The following is a 17,926-nucleotide window of genomic DNA, read 5'->3' as shown; positions in this document are numbered from 1 at the left end:
ATTACTTCATCCTCCCTGAGAGGATCTCCATCTGCGCTTTCATGTGTGCAACACTTCTGAACTGTCCGCCGGCCGCTTTCCGGTAGAGAATGCGGTACATGTGCCGGTCAATTGTTTTGGCTTCGCGGAGTTCAACGAGCACTTTCCTGATTGCACGGATCTTCTGGACCCATGCGGTCTTACTCGGGTTGCGGGCACCTGCTGCACCCTTCCTTTTTCCGGGTCCCTTGCGGTGGCCGTAGGAGCGCTGGGCGATCCGTGCCCGTGCCCGGCCGCGACTGACGCCTTTCTTCTGGCGGGCCTTGATGACACCATCAGTGATAAGAGCCCGCAGGTCTTCCCGCGAGATAGCGTTTTCGATGTCCGAGATGCGGGTCGGGTCGAACCAGACGCGGTTGACACCGCATTTCAGTACCGACGCGACAATGCGTTTCTGGCTGGCGACGTCACTCATTCTTCTTCACCCCTTTAGCAGTCGTCTTTTTTGTTTTGGGTTTTGCGGTTGCCTTGGGCTTGGCTTCAGCGGACTCCGTGGACTTTTCAGCCTTGGGTTTTGCCGGTGCCTTTGTGGACTTGGCCGGTGCCTTCGCTTTCTTTGCGGGTTTTTCCGCGGCCTTCTCGGCAGATTCTGCCTTGGGCTTGGCTGTCCTCTTTGCCAGAGCCTTCTTCTCTTCGGTCTTGGGCGCCGGTTTTTCCTTCTTGGCCTCTTTCTTGGCCGGGGTTGCTGTTGCCTTGGACTTCGTGGGTTTCTTCTCTTCCTTCTTCTGTTTCCCCTCGTCCTTCGCTTCAGCCTTTGCCGGTGCCTTCTTTGCCACCTTGGATTTTATCGTACGGGCATTGAGCACCTTGAGACCGGCTGCAATTGCTGCCTCCTGAAGTGCGACACGCTTGCGGTCGCCAACGGTTGCCGCAATCCTGACGGCATGGGTCTTGGGATCTAGTCCCTCAAGTTCCTTGATCGTTGAGACGAGAGCCTCGAAAAAGCCACTGGGGTGCATGCCGCGGACTGCGACAGGGCTGCCGAATCCCGGCTTGGGGAGTGCTCCCTTTGCCTTCTTCTGCTCTCTCTGCTTGTTGTGCTGGCCGCGGGGCTTTCTCCATGAATCGGAGAGCTGGCGTTTCTTGCCAAACCCGTCGCGCTTGAAGCTTGCTCCCTTCTCAACGCGCACCCGGATTAATCGCTTTACTTCTGTTGCCATTGACTTCAGCCCCTCTGGACCATATAGATGCCGTCCTGGAACACACGCGGGTCGCGGTTGCGGATATGCGTGGCATGCTCGATGTTTGCTGCCGAGTTGCCGACCAGTTCGCGGTCGATGCCGGTAAGAACGACCTCGTCGTTTGCAACCTTTGCAATCACACCGGTCTCGATCCTCGCGTACCGTGCCTTCTTCTCACCAAGGAAATTGGCAATCTCAAGCCTGTTACCCTGGAGTTTGAGCTGGATGGGGAAGTGGCTGTACACCACTTTCATGCGGTACTCGAATCCATCGCTTACACCACGGCACATGTTCTTGGTATGCGCCTCAAGGGTACCAACCATTGCCGTAATCTCTTTCCGTCGGGATTCCGTGGAAATGGTTACTTCCTTGCCGTCACAGGTAATCATGACCTGGGGGAAGCGCATGTTACGGGAGAGCTGCCCCTTGGAACCGGTCACCCGAAGCTGCGTGCCGTCAAGCTGGGCTTTTACGCCCTCAGGAATTTTTACTTTTCTTATTGCTGACATCATCGCACCTTCTAGTAGACGTACCCGAGCAGTTCGCCGCCGATACCTTCTTTCCTTGCCTGTTCATGGGACATGATGCCACGTGAGGTTGAAAGCATAAGGAGACCGAAGTTCTTCCCGGGGAGATACTGTTTCTCCCAGTATTCCATTTCGTCAAGCTGCACCGAGAACCGCGGGGTGATCGCACCGCAGCGGTTGATCCGGCCCGTCAGGTTGACCTTGAGCTGTCCGCCCCTGCCATCCTCGATGAACTCGAAGCTGCCGATGTATCCGGCGTCCTGCATAATGCGGAGCATTGCGCCGAGGAGCTTGCTTGCGGGTTCGATGACGCACACGGACTTGCCGGTGTCACCTGCATTTTTCAGGGCACACATTCCGTCTGCTATGGTATTAAGTCGTGTCATTCTTGCTCACTCCTCAGCTCATCTTCTTGAAGCCCATCTTCCGGGCCCATTCGCGGAAGCACTGCCTGCAGAACATGATATGGTATCTGCGCACGAGCCCCTGCTTGCGCCCGCACATCTTGCACTCGTTCGCACCGCGACCGTAGATCTTCTTCCTTTCTCCAGCCATTAGCGCACCTCTGCCTGGTACTTCTCCTTGAGGAACGCGATCGCATCCTGTTTGCTGACGCGCTGCTTTGCCGGGAGTTTCTTCTGCTCCATGCGCCTGCGGGTGATCCGTATGCCTCTGCGTTCGAGCACGACATTGACATCCATGCCGTAGATACCGATCTGCGGATCGTAGGACATGCCGGGGAAGTCCGTGTGCTCTTCAATACCGAATGAGAAATTCCCGCTCTTGTCGAGCTGGCTCTCAAAGAGTGTCTTGTTGATGATCTTCAACGAGGTTTCCAGGAAGTCGCGGGCGGGTTTGCCACGGAGGGTCACCTTGCAGCCGATTGGCATGCCTTTCCTGACAGAAAACGCAGGCTGCGTCTTCTTGGCAATGCTCCTGATCGGCGTCTGCTTGGTGATCGTCTTCATAATGTTTTCTCCCTTCACAAGTTTATCGCCGGCCTCGCCGACTCCCATGTGGACGACAACCTTGTCGACGTAGATATCACGCATTGAGGTCACTCTTCATGCCCCCATTTTGCTACTGCAGGTGTCTGCTTTCCTACCATGTAGATGTAGGGCGCGATCGTGTCGAAACGGATTCCCGTCTTCTCATCCTCAAGGATGATCTTGTTGGGGACACTGCCTGGCATCTTGACGATGTCAACAATACGTGCAACATTGCCGGAGTGACGGCCGCCAATGATCATGGCCATGTTGCCAACCGCGAACGGGAAGTGATCGACAATCTTGAACCGGCTCTCGGGCTCAAGGGATACGACAACGGAATCGCCGGACTTGTAGGTGTTGTCCGCGAGAATGTTGGCGCCGTCCCGCATGTTCAGCTGGACCTTGCCACCGGTGATCGTAGTCTTGTTCTTGACCTTGCATAGGCGCGTCTTGGCTGCCTCTGCATCGATCTCGATGGATACATGCCGGCCGTTCCGGTCGCGCAGGATGCGGTAATACTTGTTGATCTTCGGCATGGCGATGATGTCGAAGATGCCGATACCCATCTTGGGATCACGGCACGGTCTTCCGTTGATGATAACGTCGTTCTGGCCAAGGATCTGCTTGACCTCTTTCATGTTCCGTGCATAGTCCATGTGGTCACGGAGCCAGACGGCAATCGGCATCGCGTTCGCATTGTGCGGGCCGGGTGCGGTCTTCGTTATGAACTTCGTGGTCTTCTTAGCGATATGCCACGAGTCCGGGGCGTTTAATCGCTTCAGGTGCTCTGACATTATTCGACCTCCCCGAGTTTTGCAACGCGGCGCTTGTCATCGAGTTTGAGCTTGGTGAGCTGGACGTTCGAGGCATCGATTGCCCGGGGTACTTCCGTTCCGTCGGCCTTCGTTGATGAAACACCGTGGACAACAATCTTTGATTTGCCGGTGTCAACTGCATCAACAACGCCCTCACTGCCCACAAAATCCCCACGGGTTACCCTGACGGTGTCCCCCTTGATGACGCGCAGCGTCTTCTTCTTGTATTGTTCCTTCAGTGCCTCTGAGAGGGGTGCATTGAGGAATTTGGTCCTCACGTGGGAAGGTGCGTTGTAGCGTGCCTTTCTCTGTTTTCTTGGCTGTTCGCTTTCAATTCTTGCCATGTGCACACCTCAGACGATGATCGTTGCCATGGAGCCGAGCTTGGGAAAGCGCTCCGCAACTTCACGGGCGACCGGTCCCTTGATCTCGGTCCCTTTCGGCTCGTTCTTCTCATCCACGACAACAACGGCGTTGTCATCAAAGGATACCCGCAGGCCGCTTGGCCTGCGCATCTCCTTCTTCGCGCGGATGACCACTGCACGCACCAGCTTGCGGCGCATATCAGGGGTGCCTTTCTGGACGCTCGCCGTGCAGAGATCCCCGAGGCCCAGCTTGGGCTGACGGCGCCTGACACCATGGTAGCCGAAGACAGAAATGATCTGTACTGTCCTGGCACCGGTATTATCGGCGCATGCTAGCCTCGTCCCTGTCGCAAGAGCCCTCGGCGTCTTGGACTGCTTTGCCTTCATGGCTTCTGCACCTCCACAACGACAAAGGTCGTGCTCTTCGACAGCGGTCTGCACTCAGCAATCTTCACCATGTCGCCAACCTTTGCCTGGATGCAGGGGGGGTTGTGGGCATGGAGTTTCGAGCTTCGCTTCTCATACCGCTTGTACTTACGGACGTAGTGCATGTAATTCCGTGCAACTACGACCGTTCCCATCATACGATCGCTCACGACTTTGCCGGTGATCACCTGGCCGCGCACCGGTAAAGTGCCGTGAAACGGACAATTAACGTCCCTGCACTCTTCTTTCGGTGCCTGGACGTTCAATCCAATGTTTTGTGCCATTATGGTATCCTCTTCTTTTCGTGCAGGTTGATCCTTTTCTCAGGAGCCAGAACCATCACGGATCCGTTAATCTCAACAAGTTCCCTGCCACCAAGACGCACCTGGAATGTGCTGTGCATCTTGGGGATGCATCTGACCCCGTTGGGGGTCTCGATCACCAGCAGGTTCTTTGTCTCATCGATGATACGGCCGGATAGTCCTCTCTGCTTTGGATTTGCAGCTCCCGATACCAGAATGTCCAGACCGATCAACTCGTGACGGAGGACATTCTGGGAAGAGATCATGCAGTTCTCCTGCGGTTCTGCTCGGTCAACATACGGGCAATGGTTCGCCGGAGTTCACGGATATGTCCGGAGTTCTCGGTAGCGCCGCCGGCACTGACTTTACCATAGTGCTGGACAAGCTCCATCCGGAATTTTCCCATCTGTTCCTGCAGTTCCACATCGGAAAGCTGCTGGACATCCTTGGCCCTGAATATCGCCATTACTGGTCCTCCCCTAATTTCTCATCAGGAAGTGCCGGCTCTTCCATGTCTGCATCGCCAACCGGTGTAACGCCGGGCTTCTGGGCCGGGCGCTTCTTCTCCTGTTCGATGATCGAGAAGTGGTCGGGCAGCTTCGCTCCTGCGGGCACGAGCTTGACCTGGACACCGATGACACCGAGTTTCTTGATCGCGACGGCATAGCCTTTCTCGACGATCGTGTTGCTCGGCTCACCGCAGTGCTTGATGTACCCTTCGGTAAACTTCTGGGTACGGGCACGTGCCCCGGTCAGTTTCCCGGCGATGACAACTTCACAGCCGAGCGCACCGGAATCCATGACGCGGCGCATGATACTGCTTCCTGCCTTGCGGAAGTACCAGCCACGCTCAAGGGCGTTTGCCAGTCTCTCCGCCATGATCTGGGCATTGAAACTGGGGTTGTTGACCTGCTGGACCTCGATTTGCGGGGATTCAACACCGTATTTCTGGGCAAGGTCCAATGTGAGCTGGTGGACCAGCTTGCCGCCCTTGCCAATGACAATCCCTGGCTTTTCGGCGAAGATCGTGACCTGGGTCCCGAGGGGGGTACGGGCGATATCCATACCGCCGTAGCCTGCGCGCTTGAGTTCCTTCGACAGGTACTTCTCTACGCGGGCTTTCCTGACGCCCTCATCGATGAATTTTCTCTCGACTGCCATATTACGCCACCTCGCGGACGATGATCTCAAGGTTCACGGACTCGCGGACCTTGGGGGTTGCCCTTCCCATTGCCCGCGGGAAGAACGCTTTCTGGGCGCGCCCGCGGTTTGCGGAGGCGTGGATAATCTCGAGATTTTCTGCGTCGAGACCAATATACTCGGCATTCTTCTTGACCGATTCAAGAATCCGAATATATTCCCTGGATGCCTTGACCGGGTACCTGCCCGCATCCCAGTTCCCCGGGAGGCCGCGCTTGTGCGCGACATTCCGGTTAAAGTACCGGAACGGGACCGCCTTTTTCAGCTTGACGACCTCGTTCAGGTACGCGATTGCTTCGTTCACGCGCATGTGCCTGATGAGCCCGGCAATCTCGATCGAGTGCTTGGGTGACATGTTCAACTCGTTGGCCTTTGCCTTTGCTACGTTGTCACCCTTGATTTTGTTGGAATAATCAATGCGTGCCATGTCCATCACTTCAGCGGAACGTACTTGCTTCCTCTCGTTGCACCGATACCGGCGCTTCCGTGAGCAACCCTCTTTCGTGTCAGGGCAAATTCCCCGAGATAGCGGAAGACCGACTCCGGCTGGAATTCGACCTTGATGAATTCCTTGCCGTTGTAGATCTCAATGGTCTTCCCGATCATTTCGGGCATGACGATCATTTCACGGAGGTGCGTCCGGATCTTCTCGTTGCCGTCGCGGATCTTTGCCAGTAAGGTCTCTTCACCGCGGGAGAACCCGCGGGTGATCTTGCGGCGCGGACGGGCAGGCATCAGGGGGAGGAGTTCGCTGATCCCCATCGCCTTGAGCTCGTCAATCTTGTAGCCGCGGTAGGTGAACTCCTCACGCCGTCTTGGCATTCTCTTCTGTGTCTTCTTAGGTGCTGCCATACCCATCACTTCCTGCTCTTACCTGTCCTGCGTGCTGCCACATGTCCTACAGTCCTGCCCGGGGATGTGCCTCGTGCAACCGTCTTCGGGCGACCGGTGTGCTGGTGACCACCGCCACCGAACGGGTGATCGATGACGTTCATCGCGACACCACGGACGCGTGGCCAGTTGGATGCGGTATTCTGCATCTTGTGGTACTTGTTGCCTGCCTTCACAAACGGCTTCTCAACGCGGCCGCCGCCGGCAACAATGCCGATGGTTGCACGGCAGCGGTGGTTGAACCATTTCGTTTTGCCGCTGGGCATCCTGATACCGACGCGGTCTTCGATCTTGTCGACCACGACCGCCTGGACTCCCGATGAGCGAACGAATTTGCCCCCATCATTGGGCCGGGCCTCGATGTTGCAGATGAACGTACCGGTGGGAATGTTCTGGAGCGTGAGCGTGTTGCCGTTCTTGACTTCACCGCTGGATCCCCAGATGATGACTTCCCCGATGCCGAGCCCTTCAGTGACGAGCATGTAAACTTTCTTCCCATCCTCGAGTTTCACCAGGGCGATTGGTGCATTGCGTGCCGGATCATGTTCGATGTCGATGACGGTCCCGGTGATCTTCTGCGTGTCATTGCCGATGTGCCTCAGCTCAGCCTTGTACCGGTGGGATGGAGCGCGGTATGTCGGGCCTCCCTTGCCACGGGCTTGTGTTGTGATTCGATGTCCCATGTTCCCCACCTACATTATACCGAGCCGGCTGAGGATCTCCTCGGCGGCCTTGTTGTTCTCAAAGCTCACGATGGCCTTCTTCTGACCGTGCGTGTTCATGAGCGTGCGGACGCTCTTGACCTTCTGGCCGAATGACTTCTCGATCTCGCGCTTGACGTCGTCCTTGGTTGCCTCGCGGGTGACGAGGAACTGGAGCTTGCTCTGGTTCTCAAGGAGTACCATTGCCTTTTCCGTGACAAACGGGTATTTAAGGGTCATTTACCTCCCCTCCAGGCGTATAAGTGCGCTCTCGGTCCAGACGGTCAGACGACCGGCCTGCATACCGGGTGCAAGGTGCTCGACATTCAGCTGGTCGACAGTAACGACATCGACACCGGAAAGGTTGCGGGCTGCGAGCAGCGGTTTCTCTGCGGTGACAATCAGCAGGCTCTTGCGCTGCTTGAACCTGCGGCCACGCATCTTGCCTCTTCCTGCCTTGACCTTCTTGCTGTCCTTTGCCCGTTCGATGTCGTTGTAGACACCTACGGTGGTGAGTGCGGAGATAACGTCCTGAGTGCGACCGAGCGCCTCGAACTTGTCCTCGAAGACAATCGGAACTGCACCGTCGAAGACGTGGCCCCGTCCCTTGATAAGTTCAGCACTGATGCTGGCGGCAACCGCTGACCGGAATGCCTTCTGTTTTTCCTTCTGGTTGATCTCCTTGATCAGGATCTTTGCAACCTTCGGGGGGTGTGCCTCACGCCCGCCCTTTGCCTGCGGGACTTTTGCCGCGCGGGAGCCGTTCTTGAGACGGGGGACGTGGGATGAACCGCGACCGCTACCCCAGCCGACTGCAGACGAACGGATGCCCGCGAACGGGTCGGTCCCGTGCGGCTGCCTCCGTACGCTCTGGAGAGCCATGACTGCCTTCTTGATCAGATCGGGGCGGTAGTCCTCATAGAAGATCTCCGGAAGTTCGATGTCTTTTGTGACTCCGCCGTCAAGTGATTTAACCTGTGCTTTCATCTCTGATCATCCCTGCTTGCTCTGGACGCTCACAAACTGGATTGTCGGCATCCTTACGACATGTTCACCCTGGCGGATTGCGGGCCTGATACGGATAAGCCGCTTTACCGGGCCGGGAATGGACCCCTTGACGAGCACGTACGGGTTCTTGAGTACCCCGTAGTGGAGGAATCCGCCGGCGGGAGTGACCTCACTTGCGTCCTCGCTGACTTTCAGGATACGCTTGTTGAACTCGGTGCGTTGCTGGAATCCCATCTGACCGATCTGCGGGACTTCCCAGCGGACGTGGTGCGGGTTCCAGGGTCCCAGAGTACCGAGATGGCGTTCCTTACCGCCAACGGAGTGTTTGCGCTTGCGCAGTGCAATACCCCAGCGTTTTACTGCCCCCTGTGTTCCCTTACCGGTGGTGATCGCTGTGATATCGGCGTATGCTCCAGTCTGGATCACATTGTTGAGGGTGACTTCCTTTCCAAGGAGCCCCTGTGCAAACTCGAAGAGTTTCTTGATGTCTGCCCCGCCGACCTTGATCTCCATAAGGTCGGGGACTTTCTTGGGCACACCGCTCATGGAGGCCGGCTGCGTATAGGTAACAGCGTAAATCTCGGCAATGGTTCCGGCAGTGACGGCATCGGAGAATTTCTTCAGTGCTGCATCCCGGTCGTATTCCTTGGGCAGGGTAATCCTGCGCCCAAGAACGCTGTCGAGCTGGTCAGCCCAGACCTCGGTGAATGCGTGTTTGCCATAGGTGTCCCTGCTGTAGGCACGGATCGCTGCTACCTTCATGGAAGGGACTTCAATGACAGTGACGGGGACCATAATCTCCTTTCCCTCGGTCGGACTGCTCTTGTGGTCGTCCACCATGATAACATGCGTCATACCCACTTTATATCCTGCAAATCCCTGCAGGATCGGTGCTCCCTCGCTGGAGGGCCACGACTGGTATTTCGGGATCGGGCTCTTTGCACGCTTTCTCGGGCTGAATGCAAGAGAACCACGACGTGGTCTGTTAATTTTTGGCATGTGTTAATCCATCCTCATCTTGCGTGTAGGTTATTCTCATTGCGACACGTTTGTGAGATTAATCCGAGATTGTGTGATAACTTCGCTTGTTCCAGAAGCCAACACGCGACACGGGCGATTTACCGGTAAACAGTGCAGGTTATCCCTGAGGGATCCATTACACTGCCTCCGCGATTCGTTTCGCCCGGTTATGGAGATGCGTATGAGATGCTATCTCAGCGCTGTGCTGGTGTGCACCAGCATTCCTGTCTCGCGAAAGAAGATCCTGACAATAGCGCATCTCCATACGGTCGTTAGACCATATGGAGAGGGGGCTCGTTGCACGAACGTCGGCCCATGCGCCTGATCAGACCCACTCTGTCAGCCTGTTGTGACGAATCACAACTCCTTCTCGGGATACCCTCGCCATTGCGGGAGGGTCCACCAATCGGGGTTTTCCCACGGCATAACCGCCTTTCCTGTGTCCGGAGGCAGAGTTCCGCCGTTTACAGATTCATGCACGCTCCAGACGAAGGAACATGCAGATCTGCATAGGATAACCTCATATCGGCTTCCATAATTATTGCATAAAAGAGCATATAAATATATGCCAGTTTTTCAGGGAATAACAGGATAGTTTCCGGATATTGATCCGATCTTTTTGTAATCTTTTTACTAGTTTATCCGAAATACAGTTCTCCCTGATCTGTAATGTAGACGATGATATCCTCGCATACGACCCGGGCCTTGCAGGCTTGTGACCGGGATTCCCTCAGCCGGTTTATCAGGGAGATGGTATCGTATTTGACCTTGATATTGATCTTCTCCGCTTCGCCGAATATGATTGCGGGGACATTGAAGAGATCGGTTCCGGACGGTATTGTGCAGAGATGGGTTGCATCAAGGGTGTAGAGGAATTCGAGGGTTTCTTTTGCCCGGCGGATATTCTCCATTGCACTTTTTTCAATGGTGCAGACATTGGCTTTTGAGGTGGATATGATATTAGCAATCTGCTGCTGGGTCAGTCCCTGCTTGCGATATCTGAGTACCTCCATCTGGCGGTCTGTAAGCAGCCCATCCTTCATAGTAACACCTTTTCAATCCGAACTTAAACACTTTTCGTTAACTTTTCATTTCACGATTCCGCCTCGTATGATGAACACATTGAACACCCATTATATAATGTGAAAAAATTGTTTATTGCATTTTTACGGAGAGATACGACATTTCAAAATGTTTATATGAACACCGGGTCATATTAACGTGCTATAAAAAAATTTTAGGTGATATCAAATGGTAGTTAAAGTAGGCGTTGCGAAGTTAGGCAACATTGCAAGTGGTGTAATGGCCGAGCTGCTTCTCGATGAGAGAGCAGACCGTGAAGACATGCAGACATTCATGGCAACCAGCGGCACAAAACTCGAGCCGGCGGATGTTGACCGTGTAGTTTCCAACCTGAAGGCATATAAACCGGACTTCTGTATTGTAGTCTCCCCCAACGGAGTTCTCCCAGGACCGACCGGTGCACGCGAACAGCTTGCTGCAGCAGGTATCCCGGTTGTCATCATCACTGATGATGTAACCACGAAGAAGGAATGGGAAGGTGTCAAGGCAAGCAAGTTCGGGTACATCATCATGAAGGCAGACTCCATGATCGGTGCACGCCGCGAGTTCCTCGACCCCGTCGAGATGGCCGACTACAACAGCAACCTCGTCAAAGTGCTGGCACTCACCGGTGCATTCCGCAAGATGCAGCTTGCTCTGGACAAGGTCATCGACCAGGTCAAGGCCGGCAAGAAGGGCGACGCAATAGAGCTCCCCAAGCTCATCATGACCACCGACAAGGCTGTTGACGGCGAGTTCAACAACCCCTATGCACTCGCAAAGGCACGCGCTGCCCATGAGATCGCAATGGCTGTTGCAGGTCAGAACGTCAAAGGCTGCTTCATGACCAAGGAATGGGAGAAGTACATCCCGATCGTTGCAAGCGCTCACGAGATGATGAAAGTCGCAGCACAACTCTGTGACCAAGCCCGCGAGCTCGAGAAGGCAGGAGACAGCATCAAGCGCCAGCCCCACAAGAAGGATGGAACACTTGTCTCCAAGAACAAACTTGTAGCAAAGTTTGAGTAAATTTTTTTTATTTTTTTCCGTTTCTGTAGAGTGCTCCCATATCTTCCGGGAGCGTCATTATGACCGGCTCAAAGTGCATCCGTTCCATGAATGCCGAATCGCTCATCGACGCCGGGTTGGGATTGATCCGGGAAATAAGAGAGCAGAACGCATGAAAACCGTGGTCCTCTCGCGGCTTGTCGAAAAAAACGGACAGGTTGAACGCGTACGTACCTAGGTTCCGGTAGAACGAGAGCACTTCAAGAATTCCCCGGGCCAGAAGATCAATATACGGCTCTATTTCGTTAAGTGATGCTACCGGTAGGATCCCTCGTACCTCACGCTCACCGCATGGTACTGCATGGGCGGACCAGAGCGTCTCCTCACCAAACAGATAGCGCCCGGACTTCCGCTCCTCGTCCTTCAGTGCTTCCCAGTAATTCCTGCCATAGTGGTTCTGATATTCCCGACCTGCCAGCAGGTATCGTTCCATGATGAGGGACGGCCGGATATCGCAGAGCCCCTGCATGTGCGGGTGGATCATGCTTGCACCCGCGGACGGGAGGAAATTCATATTAATACTGGCATAGCCGTCGTAGTGCCGGAGAGCTTCGACCTGGCCCGACAGTGCATCAACAATCTGCTGCCGGCTGAACACATCTACCCAGTGCTCGTTGGTAATGACCGTCACCACATGACCCTGCCCGAAGGGGAACATGTTGGGAAACGTAACGCTCTCGCCATGGATGATACGCCTGCCATCAGGAAATACCGGGGTGACAGAAAAAATACGGTTCCGGCAGAACGGGCAGTCCCCGGTGTCCTGAGGAATGGAAAGGGGCTGGGGAACATGCCGTTTCGACCGATCCGGACTGATCCTGCACCGGCAGCCGGTGAACCGCTCCTCCCGGTACTGCACGGTTCCTTTAGGAGTAGAGACTTCTGTAACGGAGAACATGCCCTTCACGATCATATTTCCGGCAGGATCAGATAGTCGTTTGCACGATAATGACCCTGTTGATGTGAATCAGCCTGAATAAAAATAAAAAAAAGATTTTCTGCCAAGGCACCATCGCCGCTTTCGGTTGTATGGGGGCAGGTATTTTGTTCTACCCTTATACGACGTACTTGCCAAGGAGGCGAATCGATGTGGTCATGTCAGGACCAAGGGGTGAGCCGAAGATGATCTGGGTCACACCGGCCTTGGTGAGGGCATCACACTTTGCCTTCACCATTTCAGGGGTACCTGCAATGGTAAATGCATCGATTTCCTTGTCGCCGACGAGTTCTCCGACCGTCTTGAAGTCGAACTTCCCGAGTGCTGCCTTGATCTTGGCAACATTGTTCAGGTCGAGGCCATGGCGGGTCAGGAGGTCGGGCGGAGAGCCTGCTGCAATGAATGCTGCAACGATCTTTGCTGAATTGCGTGCCTTCTTTTCGCTCCGGTCAATGGACATGGCGGTGTATGCACCGATATCAAAGTTCTTCTTGCCGACTTTGTCAGCTGCGGCCTTGATGATCGGGATTGCAATGGCAAAGTCCTTGGGGTTGGATGCGTTGATGAGTGCACCGTCACCGATTCTTCCGGCAAGCTCCAGAACCTTGGGTCCCTGTGCGCCGATATAGATTGGGACACCCTTCTTTCCGGGGAGAGTGACACCAGTCAGCTTTGCACCGTCGTAGTCAAAGAAATTCATTCCTGATTTCTTTATTTCCTCACCGGCACAGAGCTTGCGGATCTGCATGACAGCTTCCTCAAGGTGTCCAACAGGCTTATCGGCGTGGATAGCCAGCTTCGGAAGCGTCGAGAGGTCACCGGGCCCGATACCGAGGGTCGCGCGTCCATCTGAGATCTCGTTGAGCGTGCAGAAGAACGATGCCATTGCGGCGGGTGTGTCCGTGAATGCGTTCATGATACCCGGGCCCATCTTCAGGGTCGTGGTTGCCTGCGCGATGGCGGCGAGAGTGGGGTAGCAGTGGCGGTTGTTGTAGTGGTTTGTGATCCATGCGAAATCTATGTCTTTGGATTCGGCAAGTTTACAGAAGTTAACAACTTGCTTTACGTTGACATTTCCTGGTACGAATTCAATTCCATATGTCAAGGCTTGTTCACCTCATTGAGTATTACCGTACACGCGTTTAAATAAATTATCATTTTACGTTGACAGGTTCAGGGGAGCCATTCGTAAAAAGCCCATTCTGGCGTTTATTTCAGAAAATAACCCGGTATTCTTCTGAAAACGGGGGTGAACGCAGGATGATCTCCCCATTCAGGAACCATATTTGGTCCTTTACTACCTGCACGATCCTGTGACCGGATCTATACCGGACATGCAATAAAAACTTATTTCTCCGGGACTAATTATCCTATAAGATATTGAACTCTGGCAGGGCTATATTATTATACGGTGTACAATGGCTACAGGGTGAATCGGTTTTATAGGTTAACTCTATGCGTATAGTGGCAATCGGATTGGGAGGGGCGGGATGCAGGATTGTGGACAGTCTGTACGCCACCGACCGGCACAGCAGCAAGGTCGCCTGCGTCCAGGGACTGGCTATTGACGTAGATGAAACTACCTTACACCAGCTGGAAGGGATGCCGGACTCTGCAAAAATTTTCTTCCCCCCATTTGATCCGGAAAATCCCGACAGTTCCGAGGGGGCCGGCCCGACCGCTACCATCGATATCGCAGAGATCGTTTCGCGTATAAATAATTTTGAATCGGGAGAGACCGATGCGATTGTCGTCTGCTGCGGTCTTGGCGGGAGTATGGCGGATATCGTACCGCATGTTGTTGCAGGACTCCGGGCCTCGATTGTTGAACCCATTTTCGGGCTTGTCACGCTTCCCTGTCTTGCTGAAGGCAAAAAGCGTTCCGCCAAGGCAGCCGATGATATCGATATCCTCTCGCCGCTCCTTGACGGCATGATCCTGTTCGACAACGAGACCTGGTATAAAAAGATCAAAGCAGGAAATGCCAAACTTGTAAAAAAAGAGAAGGGACTTGCCCAGATGCTCGGGTTCGGCAGGGATGAGCCGAAGATCTCCCCGGAACTGGCCACCTACCTTCTCCTTAACGAGGCAATAGTCAGGAGAATAAGTCTTATTCTGAGAGCAGGGGAATTCCGGGCGGACGGAGGCATCGATCTCGCGGAGGTCGTACTGGATTCCGGAGAGGTGCTCAATACCATGAAAGATGGGGGGTTCATCACCATAGGCTATGCGGTTGAGAGGCTCCCCAGCAACCCGCTGGCATTCCTTTCCCAGTTGAAACCGGCGGGGGTATTCAACGAGGAGAGTAAAAAGAAGGCATCGCGTATTGTCGATCTGGCAAAACAGGCAATCTACCATGAGGTTTCGACGCCGTGTGACATGACAAGCGCTCACAAGGCTCTTGTCCTTATTGCCGGACCTTCCCATGAGCTCTCGATGCAGGGGTTCATGACCGTAAGAAAATGGATTGACCGGAGCATCAAGGGCCTTGAGATGAGATCCGGCGATTACCCGGTCGTGAACACAAAAAATGTTGCCATCATCGTCATGCTGTCGGGTCTTGAGAACATTCCCCGTGTCAGCGAACTGAGAGAGATCCGGGAACAGGCCCGGCTCGGGCCATCACGTGGAACCGTATCGGGTGCTGATGACAAGACCATGCCCCGGCTCCAGCAGGGCTCAGGATCCCTTCGGGACGAAATGATCACCCTCCCGACAAAAATGCAGAAGGGGACTAGGAGCAACCGTTACTCTTCAGAAGATGCTCCTCGTCACGCAAAAGTACCGGTTAACGAGAAAGATGAGAGCGCTGGTCCCCCTGTGCTCAGATATAATCCTCAACTGCGAGAACCTGCCCCGGCTCCGGAAACCAATACCGGACATTTGCCAAAGGAAGAAATTCCTGTTAAAAGAACATATGCAACAGAGGAGGTACTCCCGGAGACATCAGTCAGCCCGGGTATACAACCCCATCGCCGTATCGTATCACATGACCGTGAGATCAAGGCAGAGAACCAACCGGCACAACAACCGACATCCCATGAACCCGCTCCAACGATAAGTACCCCACCCGGGAGTGCGATGGGTGTACACTCGAATGAGATCGCACGAAAAAGGATAGAACAGGAATTGCAGAGGCAGCGTATGATGGCACTCTCCGGAAGCCGGGTAAGAACTGACGCCGCCATAGTGAAGCCCAAGGGGGGATCATCTGAGATTATACGGCAAAAACGGGAAATCACGCACCCGGGCCCCCCGCCCCTTCCTGTATCCAGACCACCACAACCGGAACAAGAGATCCAGCAGGTGCCCGTAAAGAAAACAGTAATTATCCGGAAACGGACTCATGCTCCGGATGTGCCGGAAACCCGGCCGCCCAACACCCGTGATGATGTCCCCCCACCTGTGGAAGATACCAAGACCGGCGATCCATTTTCTTTCCAGTACCTGCAGGTGCCGGAGCCAGAGGAAGGAACCGTTGAGGTAAAAGACCCGTCATTCAGGGCAAGGGACGGGATCTTCTCGGGTAAAAATATCCGGGGCGCTTCCGTGCCCAAGGTACAGGATGCCTCACTCCTTCATACGAACCTGAAACCAAAAAAATCTGCGGAAAACGCAGATAGTGATGATGCACAGGATAAGACAACCGATCGCGATGGAGGATCGTCCCCTGCCCGGTCTCAGGGCAAAAAGACCAAAAAACAGGATGATATATCCTGGATCTGATCAGTTCGTTTCCAGTATTTTTGAAAACTGTATGTTCCCGGCACCGATCTCCGTCTTGATTTTTATGCCGTGCTCAACAGTATTCCCGATATAATTCAGGCCACTGAATGCGACTATCGAGAGGCGGTAGGGGTTGAGGGGCAGGTTGAACAACTGGTTTCCCATGATAACCGGGAATACAAAGCCACAGGCATTCATCTGGCGGATTGTTTCCTCGACCTGGGGCCTGGCAGCACAGGGAACTTCCCGGACATTTGCAAGGGCGATGCCCGTCTTTGATCGCACAAAGCCGGATATCGAGGTGAGGCCGGATGATATGAACAATTCAAGGGGATCGATAGTGGTACCCCGGTACGCGATGAGATCTTTGAACTGACGGGGAACCCCGTTCTCGATCTCGAGTCTCCCGCCAAACGCCATCCTGACCGGTATCCCTCTTCGCTGGAAAACACCATCCATGGAAATACTGCAGATGGTGATAAACCCGACATGGCCTTGAGGTACGCGGGGGTCATGGTCGATGATCCGGTAGGAGTTGAAAAAACCACATCCTGACTTGACTACTTCATCAAACGCGGTTTTTACCTGCTCTGCAGACTCTGACGGAACAATGGAGAGGTTGTATGCCACATCACCGGTGCTGGTGACAGGATCAAACGTGCTGCGGTACGCGAGGCGCTCCAGTTTCGAGATGATAAACCCGATCCTGTCATCGACAAGGGCGTTATCGGTCTCTTCCAGTCCTACGGGTGTCAGGATTCTTCCCTGGTTCCCGACTTTTTCTGTAAAACCCATAGTGTCGAGGTAACTGAGGTAATACTGGACTGCCCGGTCGCTCAGGACAAAACCGCGTTCTGACATGAGTTCAGAAAGCCTTTTTGCACCCACCGGGTCTTGGTGTTCCTTGAGGATCCTCAATATTTCAATGTATTTTCGTTCTGTCCGGATCATGGTCACTTTGCCTCCACGGCGCCGATGCTGTCCTGGTATCGGCCTGAGTACCTGTCGCCTCCTCCACGTACTTCATGGAGGATCATCTGGACGATGCGGTCGTTTTTACGCACAATGAGGTCACTTCCTATATTCGTAAGGCATAAAGTAAGCTGTCCGCGGAATCCCGGATCAATATACCCGGCCCCGAGCAGGACACCCTGCCTGCCAAATGATGACCTGCACCGGAGGGTTCCGGCAAGGTCCGTGGGGAGTTCTACCCATTCCAGCGTTGGCACAAGGGCGCATTTTCCCTGTGCCAGCGAAATATCCGAAGCAGCACGGAGATCGTAGGATGCTGGTTGCTGGCATTCCCGCATGTACGGGTTGATGATGAGCTTTCCTTCCCCCGGTTCGCGTTCAAGGCGGCGGACAATCTCGGATGCTGATAAGATCATTAATTAGTTTATCGGTAGAAAATACTTAATATCTTTTGATGTAAAGATGATGAGAAGGATCCATGGGGTAGAGGATATCCTCTTGGGCTTCGAACCCAAGGACGCGGGTTCGATTCCCGCTGGGTCCGTTTTTAACTGCGTGGAACCCTGCTGATATGTTTCCACCGTTTTTACCTGCATTCCCTTCAATAGTGAAAAAATATAAAAATGGCGTGAAAATTTTAAGTTCGTGCGATCGTGATCGTACTATCAATTATGTGAGTAGGTAAAAACAGGGATGA

Annotated in this window: 26 protein-coding genes and 1 tRNA gene; 3 read left to right on the top strand and 24 right to left on the bottom strand. The window is 54.1% G+C overall.

Annotated features, from left to right (window positions below; all coding sequences use genetic code 11):
* Position 1: 1 nt before the first annotated feature.
* The 20 genes from ABSG49_RS03340 to ABSG49_RS03245 form a co-directional block, all read right to left on the bottom strand.
* On the bottom strand, positions 2-454 hold the full coding sequence (locus tag ABSG49_RS03340; RefSeq protein ID WP_424024685.1) for a 50S ribosomal protein L19e: 453 nt from the start codon (positions 452-454) through the stop codon (positions 2-4).
* The gene (locus tag ABSG49_RS03335) at positions 447-1,199 is read right to left on the bottom strand and encodes a 50S ribosomal protein L32e (protein WP_424024684.1); all 753 of its coding nucleotides are present in this window, start codon (positions 1,197-1,199) and stop codon (positions 447-449) included. Before ABSG49_RS03335 ends, ABSG49_RS03340 begins: the two co-directional genes overlap by 8 nt.
* Positions 1,200-1,204: 5 nt before the next feature.
* Positions 1,205-1,729 carry a 50S ribosomal protein L6 gene (locus tag ABSG49_RS03330; RefSeq protein WP_424025140.1) on the bottom strand — a complete coding sequence of 175 codons (525 nt, stop codon included), beginning with the start codon at positions 1,727-1,729 and terminating at the stop codon, positions 1,205-1,207.
* 11 nt (positions 1,730-1,740) lie between these two features.
* Positions 1,741-2,133, bottom strand: coding sequence for a 30S ribosomal protein S8 (locus ABSG49_RS03325; RefSeq protein WP_424024683.1), 393 nt, complete (start codon positions 2,131-2,133; stop codon positions 1,741-1,743).
* A gap of 13 nt (positions 2,134-2,146) precedes the next feature.
* Complete coding sequence (locus ABSG49_RS03320; RefSeq protein ID WP_424024682.1) at positions 2,147-2,302, bottom strand: 30S ribosomal protein S14; 156 nt, start codon at positions 2,300-2,302, stop codon at positions 2,147-2,149.
* Complete coding sequence (locus ABSG49_RS03315) at positions 2,302-2,799, bottom strand: 50S ribosomal protein L5 (protein ID WP_424024681.1); 498 nt, start codon at positions 2,797-2,799, stop codon at positions 2,302-2,304. Before ABSG49_RS03315 ends, ABSG49_RS03320 begins: the two co-directional genes overlap by 1 nt.
* Before the next feature lie 5 nt (positions 2,800-2,804).
* Positions 2,805-3,530: a 30S ribosomal protein S4e gene (locus tag ABSG49_RS03310; protein ID WP_424024680.1), complete on the bottom strand. Its 726-nt coding sequence runs from the start codon at positions 3,528-3,530 to the stop codon at positions 2,805-2,807.
* The gene (gene rplX / locus ABSG49_RS03305) at positions 3,530-3,895 is read right to left on the bottom strand and encodes a 50S ribosomal protein L24 (RefSeq protein WP_424024679.1); all 366 of its coding nucleotides are present in this window, start codon (positions 3,893-3,895) and stop codon (positions 3,530-3,532) included. The genes ABSG49_RS03310 and rplX overlap by 1 nt, the downstream gene beginning before the upstream one ends.
* A 9-nt stretch (positions 3,896-3,904) precedes the next feature.
* A complete protein-coding gene (locus ABSG49_RS03300) occupies positions 3,905-4,303 on the bottom strand; it encodes a 50S ribosomal protein L14 (protein ID WP_424024678.1) in 399 nt (132 codons plus the stop codon).
* Positions 4,300-4,626 (bottom strand): 30S ribosomal protein S17, encoded by a 327-nt coding sequence (locus tag ABSG49_RS03295; RefSeq protein ID WP_424024677.1) that lies wholly within the window; start codon positions 4,624-4,626, stop codon positions 4,300-4,302. Before ABSG49_RS03295 ends, ABSG49_RS03300 begins: the two co-directional genes overlap by 4 nt.
* Complete coding sequence (locus ABSG49_RS03290; protein ID WP_424024676.1) at positions 4,626-4,910, bottom strand: ribonuclease P protein component 1; 285 nt, start codon at positions 4,908-4,910, stop codon at positions 4,626-4,628. Before ABSG49_RS03290 ends, ABSG49_RS03295 begins: the two co-directional genes overlap by 1 nt.
* On the bottom strand, positions 4,907-5,110 hold the full coding sequence (rpmC, locus tag ABSG49_RS03285) for a 50S ribosomal protein L29 (RefSeq protein WP_424024675.1): 204 nt from the start codon (positions 5,108-5,110) through the stop codon (positions 4,907-4,909). Before rpmC ends, ABSG49_RS03290 begins: the two co-directional genes overlap by 4 nt.
* On the bottom strand, positions 5,110-5,805 hold the full coding sequence (locus ABSG49_RS03280) for a 30S ribosomal protein S3 (protein WP_424024674.1): 696 nt from the start codon (positions 5,803-5,805) through the stop codon (positions 5,110-5,112). The genes rpmC and ABSG49_RS03280 overlap by 1 nt, the downstream gene beginning before the upstream one ends.
* 1 nt (position 5,806) lies before the next feature.
* The gene (locus ABSG49_RS03275) at positions 5,807-6,271 is read right to left on the bottom strand and encodes a 50S ribosomal protein L22 (RefSeq protein ID WP_424024673.1); all 465 of its coding nucleotides are present in this window, start codon (positions 6,269-6,271) and stop codon (positions 5,807-5,809) included.
* A gap of 5 nt (positions 6,272-6,276) precedes the next feature.
* The gene (locus ABSG49_RS03270) at positions 6,277-6,696 is read right to left on the bottom strand and encodes a 30S ribosomal protein S19 (protein WP_424024672.1); all 420 of its coding nucleotides are present in this window, start codon (positions 6,694-6,696) and stop codon (positions 6,277-6,279) included.
* Between the two features lie 5 nt (positions 6,697-6,701).
* A complete protein-coding gene (locus ABSG49_RS03265) occupies positions 6,702-7,418 on the bottom strand; it encodes a 50S ribosomal protein L2 (protein ID WP_424024671.1) in 717 nt (238 codons plus the stop codon).
* 9 nt (positions 7,419-7,427) lie between these two features.
* Positions 7,428-7,676, bottom strand: a complete 249-nt coding sequence (locus ABSG49_RS03260) for a 50S ribosomal protein L23 (RefSeq protein ID WP_424024670.1) — start codon at positions 7,674-7,676, stop codon at positions 7,428-7,430.
* Positions 7,677-8,423, bottom strand: a complete 747-nt coding sequence (rpl4p, locus tag ABSG49_RS03255; protein ID WP_424024669.1) for a 50S ribosomal protein L4 — start codon at positions 8,421-8,423, stop codon at positions 7,677-7,679.
* A 6-nt stretch (positions 8,424-8,429) separates the two neighbouring features.
* Entirely contained in the window at positions 8,430-9,443 is a 1,014-nt protein-coding gene (locus tag ABSG49_RS03250) for a 50S ribosomal protein L3 (RefSeq protein WP_424024668.1), read from the bottom strand.
* Positions 9,444-10,102: 659 nt separating this feature from the next.
* Positions 10,103-10,507 (bottom strand): Tfx family DNA-binding protein, encoded by a 405-nt coding sequence (locus ABSG49_RS03245; protein WP_424024667.1) that lies wholly within the window; start codon positions 10,505-10,507, stop codon positions 10,103-10,105.
* Positions 10,508-10,715: 208 nt separating this feature from the next.
* Here ABSG49_RS03245 and ABSG49_RS03240 point away from each other — a divergent pair, with 208 nt between their 5' ends.
* Positions 10,716-11,555: a F420-dependent methylenetetrahydromethanopterin dehydrogenase gene (locus ABSG49_RS03240; RefSeq protein ID WP_424024666.1), complete on the top strand. Its 840-nt coding sequence runs from the start codon at positions 10,716-10,718 to the stop codon at positions 11,553-11,555.
* A 7-nt stretch (positions 11,556-11,562) separates the two neighbouring features.
* Here the strand turns inward: ABSG49_RS03240 and ABSG49_RS03235 are convergent, their stop codons facing one another.
* Positions 11,563-12,507 carry a galactose-1-phosphate uridylyltransferase gene (locus tag ABSG49_RS03235; RefSeq protein ID WP_424024665.1) on the bottom strand — a complete coding sequence of 315 codons (945 nt, stop codon included), beginning with the start codon at positions 12,505-12,507 and terminating at the stop codon, positions 11,563-11,565.
* A 142-nt stretch (positions 12,508-12,649) separates the two neighbouring features.
* Positions 12,650-13,636, bottom strand: coding sequence for a 5,10-methylenetetrahydromethanopterin reductase (locus ABSG49_RS03230; protein WP_424024664.1), 987 nt, complete (start codon positions 13,634-13,636; stop codon positions 12,650-12,652).
* A 350-nt stretch (positions 13,637-13,986) separates the two neighbouring features.
* On the opposite strand from ABSG49_RS03230, the gene ABSG49_RS03225 reads away from it, so the two are divergent.
* Positions 13,987-16,257, top strand: a complete 2,271-nt coding sequence (locus tag ABSG49_RS03225) for a tubulin/FtsZ family protein (RefSeq protein WP_424024663.1) — start codon at positions 13,987-13,989, stop codon at positions 16,255-16,257.
* On the opposite strand, the gene ABSG49_RS03220 is transcribed toward ABSG49_RS03225, so the two are convergent.
* Both ABSG49_RS03220 and ABSG49_RS03215 read right to left on the bottom strand, forming a co-directional pair.
* Entirely contained in the window at positions 16,258-17,208 is a 951-nt protein-coding gene (locus ABSG49_RS03220) for a DUF128 domain-containing protein (RefSeq protein WP_424024662.1), read from the bottom strand.
* Positions 17,209-17,210: 2 nt separating this feature from the next.
* Positions 17,211-17,645 carry a dCTP deaminase gene (locus tag ABSG49_RS03215; RefSeq protein WP_424024661.1) on the bottom strand — a complete coding sequence of 145 codons (435 nt, stop codon included), beginning with the start codon at positions 17,643-17,645 and terminating at the stop codon, positions 17,211-17,213.
* 56 nt (positions 17,646-17,701) lie between these two features.
* Between ABSG49_RS03215 and ABSG49_RS03210 the strand changes: the two genes are divergently transcribed.
* Positions 17,702-17,773 (top strand) — tRNA-Arg (locus tag ABSG49_RS03210).
* Positions 17,774-17,926: the final 153 nt, after the last annotated feature.

Origin of the sequence: Methanoregula sp., from assembly GCF_049510175.1 — an archaeon.
Taxonomy (GTDB): Archaea; Halobacteriota; Methanomicrobia; order Methanomicrobiales; family Methanospirillaceae; genus Methanoregula.
This window is presented reverse-complemented; position numbering and strand designations above follow the sequence as displayed.

Bases quoted from the DNA above. Each gene is read 5' to 3' on its own strand.
- ABSG49_RS03340 (WP_424024685.1), bottom strand. From the start codon at position 454: ATGAGTGACGTCGCCAGCCAGAAACGCATTGTCGCGTCGGTACTGAAA.
- ABSG49_RS03335 (WP_424024684.1), bottom strand. From the start codon at position 1,199: ATGGCAACAGAAGTAAAGCGATTAATCCGGGTGCGCGTTGAGAAGGGA.
- ABSG49_RS03330 (WP_424025140.1), bottom strand. From the start codon at position 1,729: ATGTCAGCAATAAGAAAAGTAAAAATTCCTGAGGGCGTAAAAGCCCAG.
- ABSG49_RS03325 (WP_424024683.1), bottom strand. From the start codon at position 2,133: ATGACACGACTTAATACCATAGCAGACGGAATGTGTGCCCTGAAAAAT.
- ABSG49_RS03320 (WP_424024682.1), bottom strand. From the start codon at position 2,302: ATGGCTGGAGAAAGGAAGAAGATCTACGGTCGCGGTGCGAACGAGTGC.
- ABSG49_RS03315 (WP_424024681.1), bottom strand. From the start codon at position 2,799: ATGCGTGATATCTACGTCGACAAGGTTGTCGTCCACATGGGAGTCGGC.
- ABSG49_RS03310 (WP_424024680.1), bottom strand. From the start codon at position 3,530: ATGTCAGAGCACCTGAAGCGATTAAACGCCCCGGACTCGTGGCATATC.
- rplX (WP_424024679.1), bottom strand. From the start codon at position 3,895: ATGGCAAGAATTGAAAGCGAACAGCCAAGAAAACAGAGAAAGGCACGC.
- ABSG49_RS03300 (WP_424024678.1), bottom strand. From the start codon at position 4,303: ATGAAGGCAAAGCAGTCCAAGACGCCGAGGGCTCTTGCGACAGGGACG.
- ABSG49_RS03295 (WP_424024677.1), bottom strand. From the start codon at position 4,626: ATGGCACAAAACATTGGATTGAACGTCCAGGCACCGAAAGAAGAGTGC.
- ABSG49_RS03290 (WP_424024676.1), bottom strand. From the start codon at position 4,910: ATGATCTCTTCCCAGAATGTCCTCCGTCACGAGTTGATCGGTCTGGAC.
- rpmC (WP_424024675.1), bottom strand. From the start codon at position 5,110: ATGGCGATATTCAGGGCCAAGGATGTCCAGCAGCTTTCCGATGTGGAA.
- ABSG49_RS03280 (WP_424024674.1), bottom strand. From the start codon at position 5,805: ATGGCAGTCGAGAGAAAATTCATCGATGAGGGCGTCAGGAAAGCCCGC.
- ABSG49_RS03275 (WP_424024673.1), bottom strand. From the start codon at position 6,271: ATGGCACGCATTGATTATTCCAACAAAATCAAGGGTGACAACGTAGCA.
- ABSG49_RS03270 (WP_424024672.1), bottom strand. From the start codon at position 6,696: ATGGCAGCACCTAAGAAGACACAGAAGAGAATGCCAAGACGGCGTGAG.
- ABSG49_RS03265 (WP_424024671.1), bottom strand. From the start codon at position 7,418: ATGGGACATCGAATCACAACACAAGCCCGTGGCAAGGGAGGCCCGACA.
- ABSG49_RS03260 (WP_424024670.1), bottom strand. From the start codon at position 7,676: ATGACCCTTAAATACCCGTTTGTCACGGAAAAGGCAATGGTACTCCTT.
- rpl4p (WP_424024669.1), bottom strand. From the start codon at position 8,423: ATGAAAGCACAGGTTAAATCACTTGACGGCGGAGTCACAAAAGACATC.
- ABSG49_RS03250 (WP_424024668.1), bottom strand. From the start codon at position 9,443: ATGCCAAAAATTAACAGACCACGTCGTGGTTCTCTTGCATTCAGCCCG.
- ABSG49_RS03245 (WP_424024667.1), bottom strand. From the start codon at position 10,507: ATGAAGGATGGGCTGCTTACAGACCGCCAGATGGAGGTACTCAGATAT.
- ABSG49_RS03240 (WP_424024666.1), top strand. From the start codon at position 10,716: ATGGTAGTTAAAGTAGGCGTTGCGAAGTTAGGCAACATTGCAAGTGGT.
- ABSG49_RS03235 (WP_424024665.1), bottom strand. From the start codon at position 12,507: ATGATCGTGAAGGGCATGTTCTCCGTTACAGAAGTCTCTACTCCTAAA.
- ABSG49_RS03225 (WP_424024663.1), top strand. From the start codon at position 13,987: ATGCGTATAGTGGCAATCGGATTGGGAGGGGCGGGATGCAGGATTGTG.
- ABSG49_RS03220 (WP_424024662.1), bottom strand. From the start codon at position 17,208: ATGATCCGGACAGAACGAAAATACATTGAAATATTGAGGATCCTCAAG.
- ABSG49_RS03215 (WP_424024661.1), bottom strand. From the start codon at position 17,645: ATGATCTTATCAGCATCCGAGATTGTCCGCCGCCTTGAACGCGAACCG.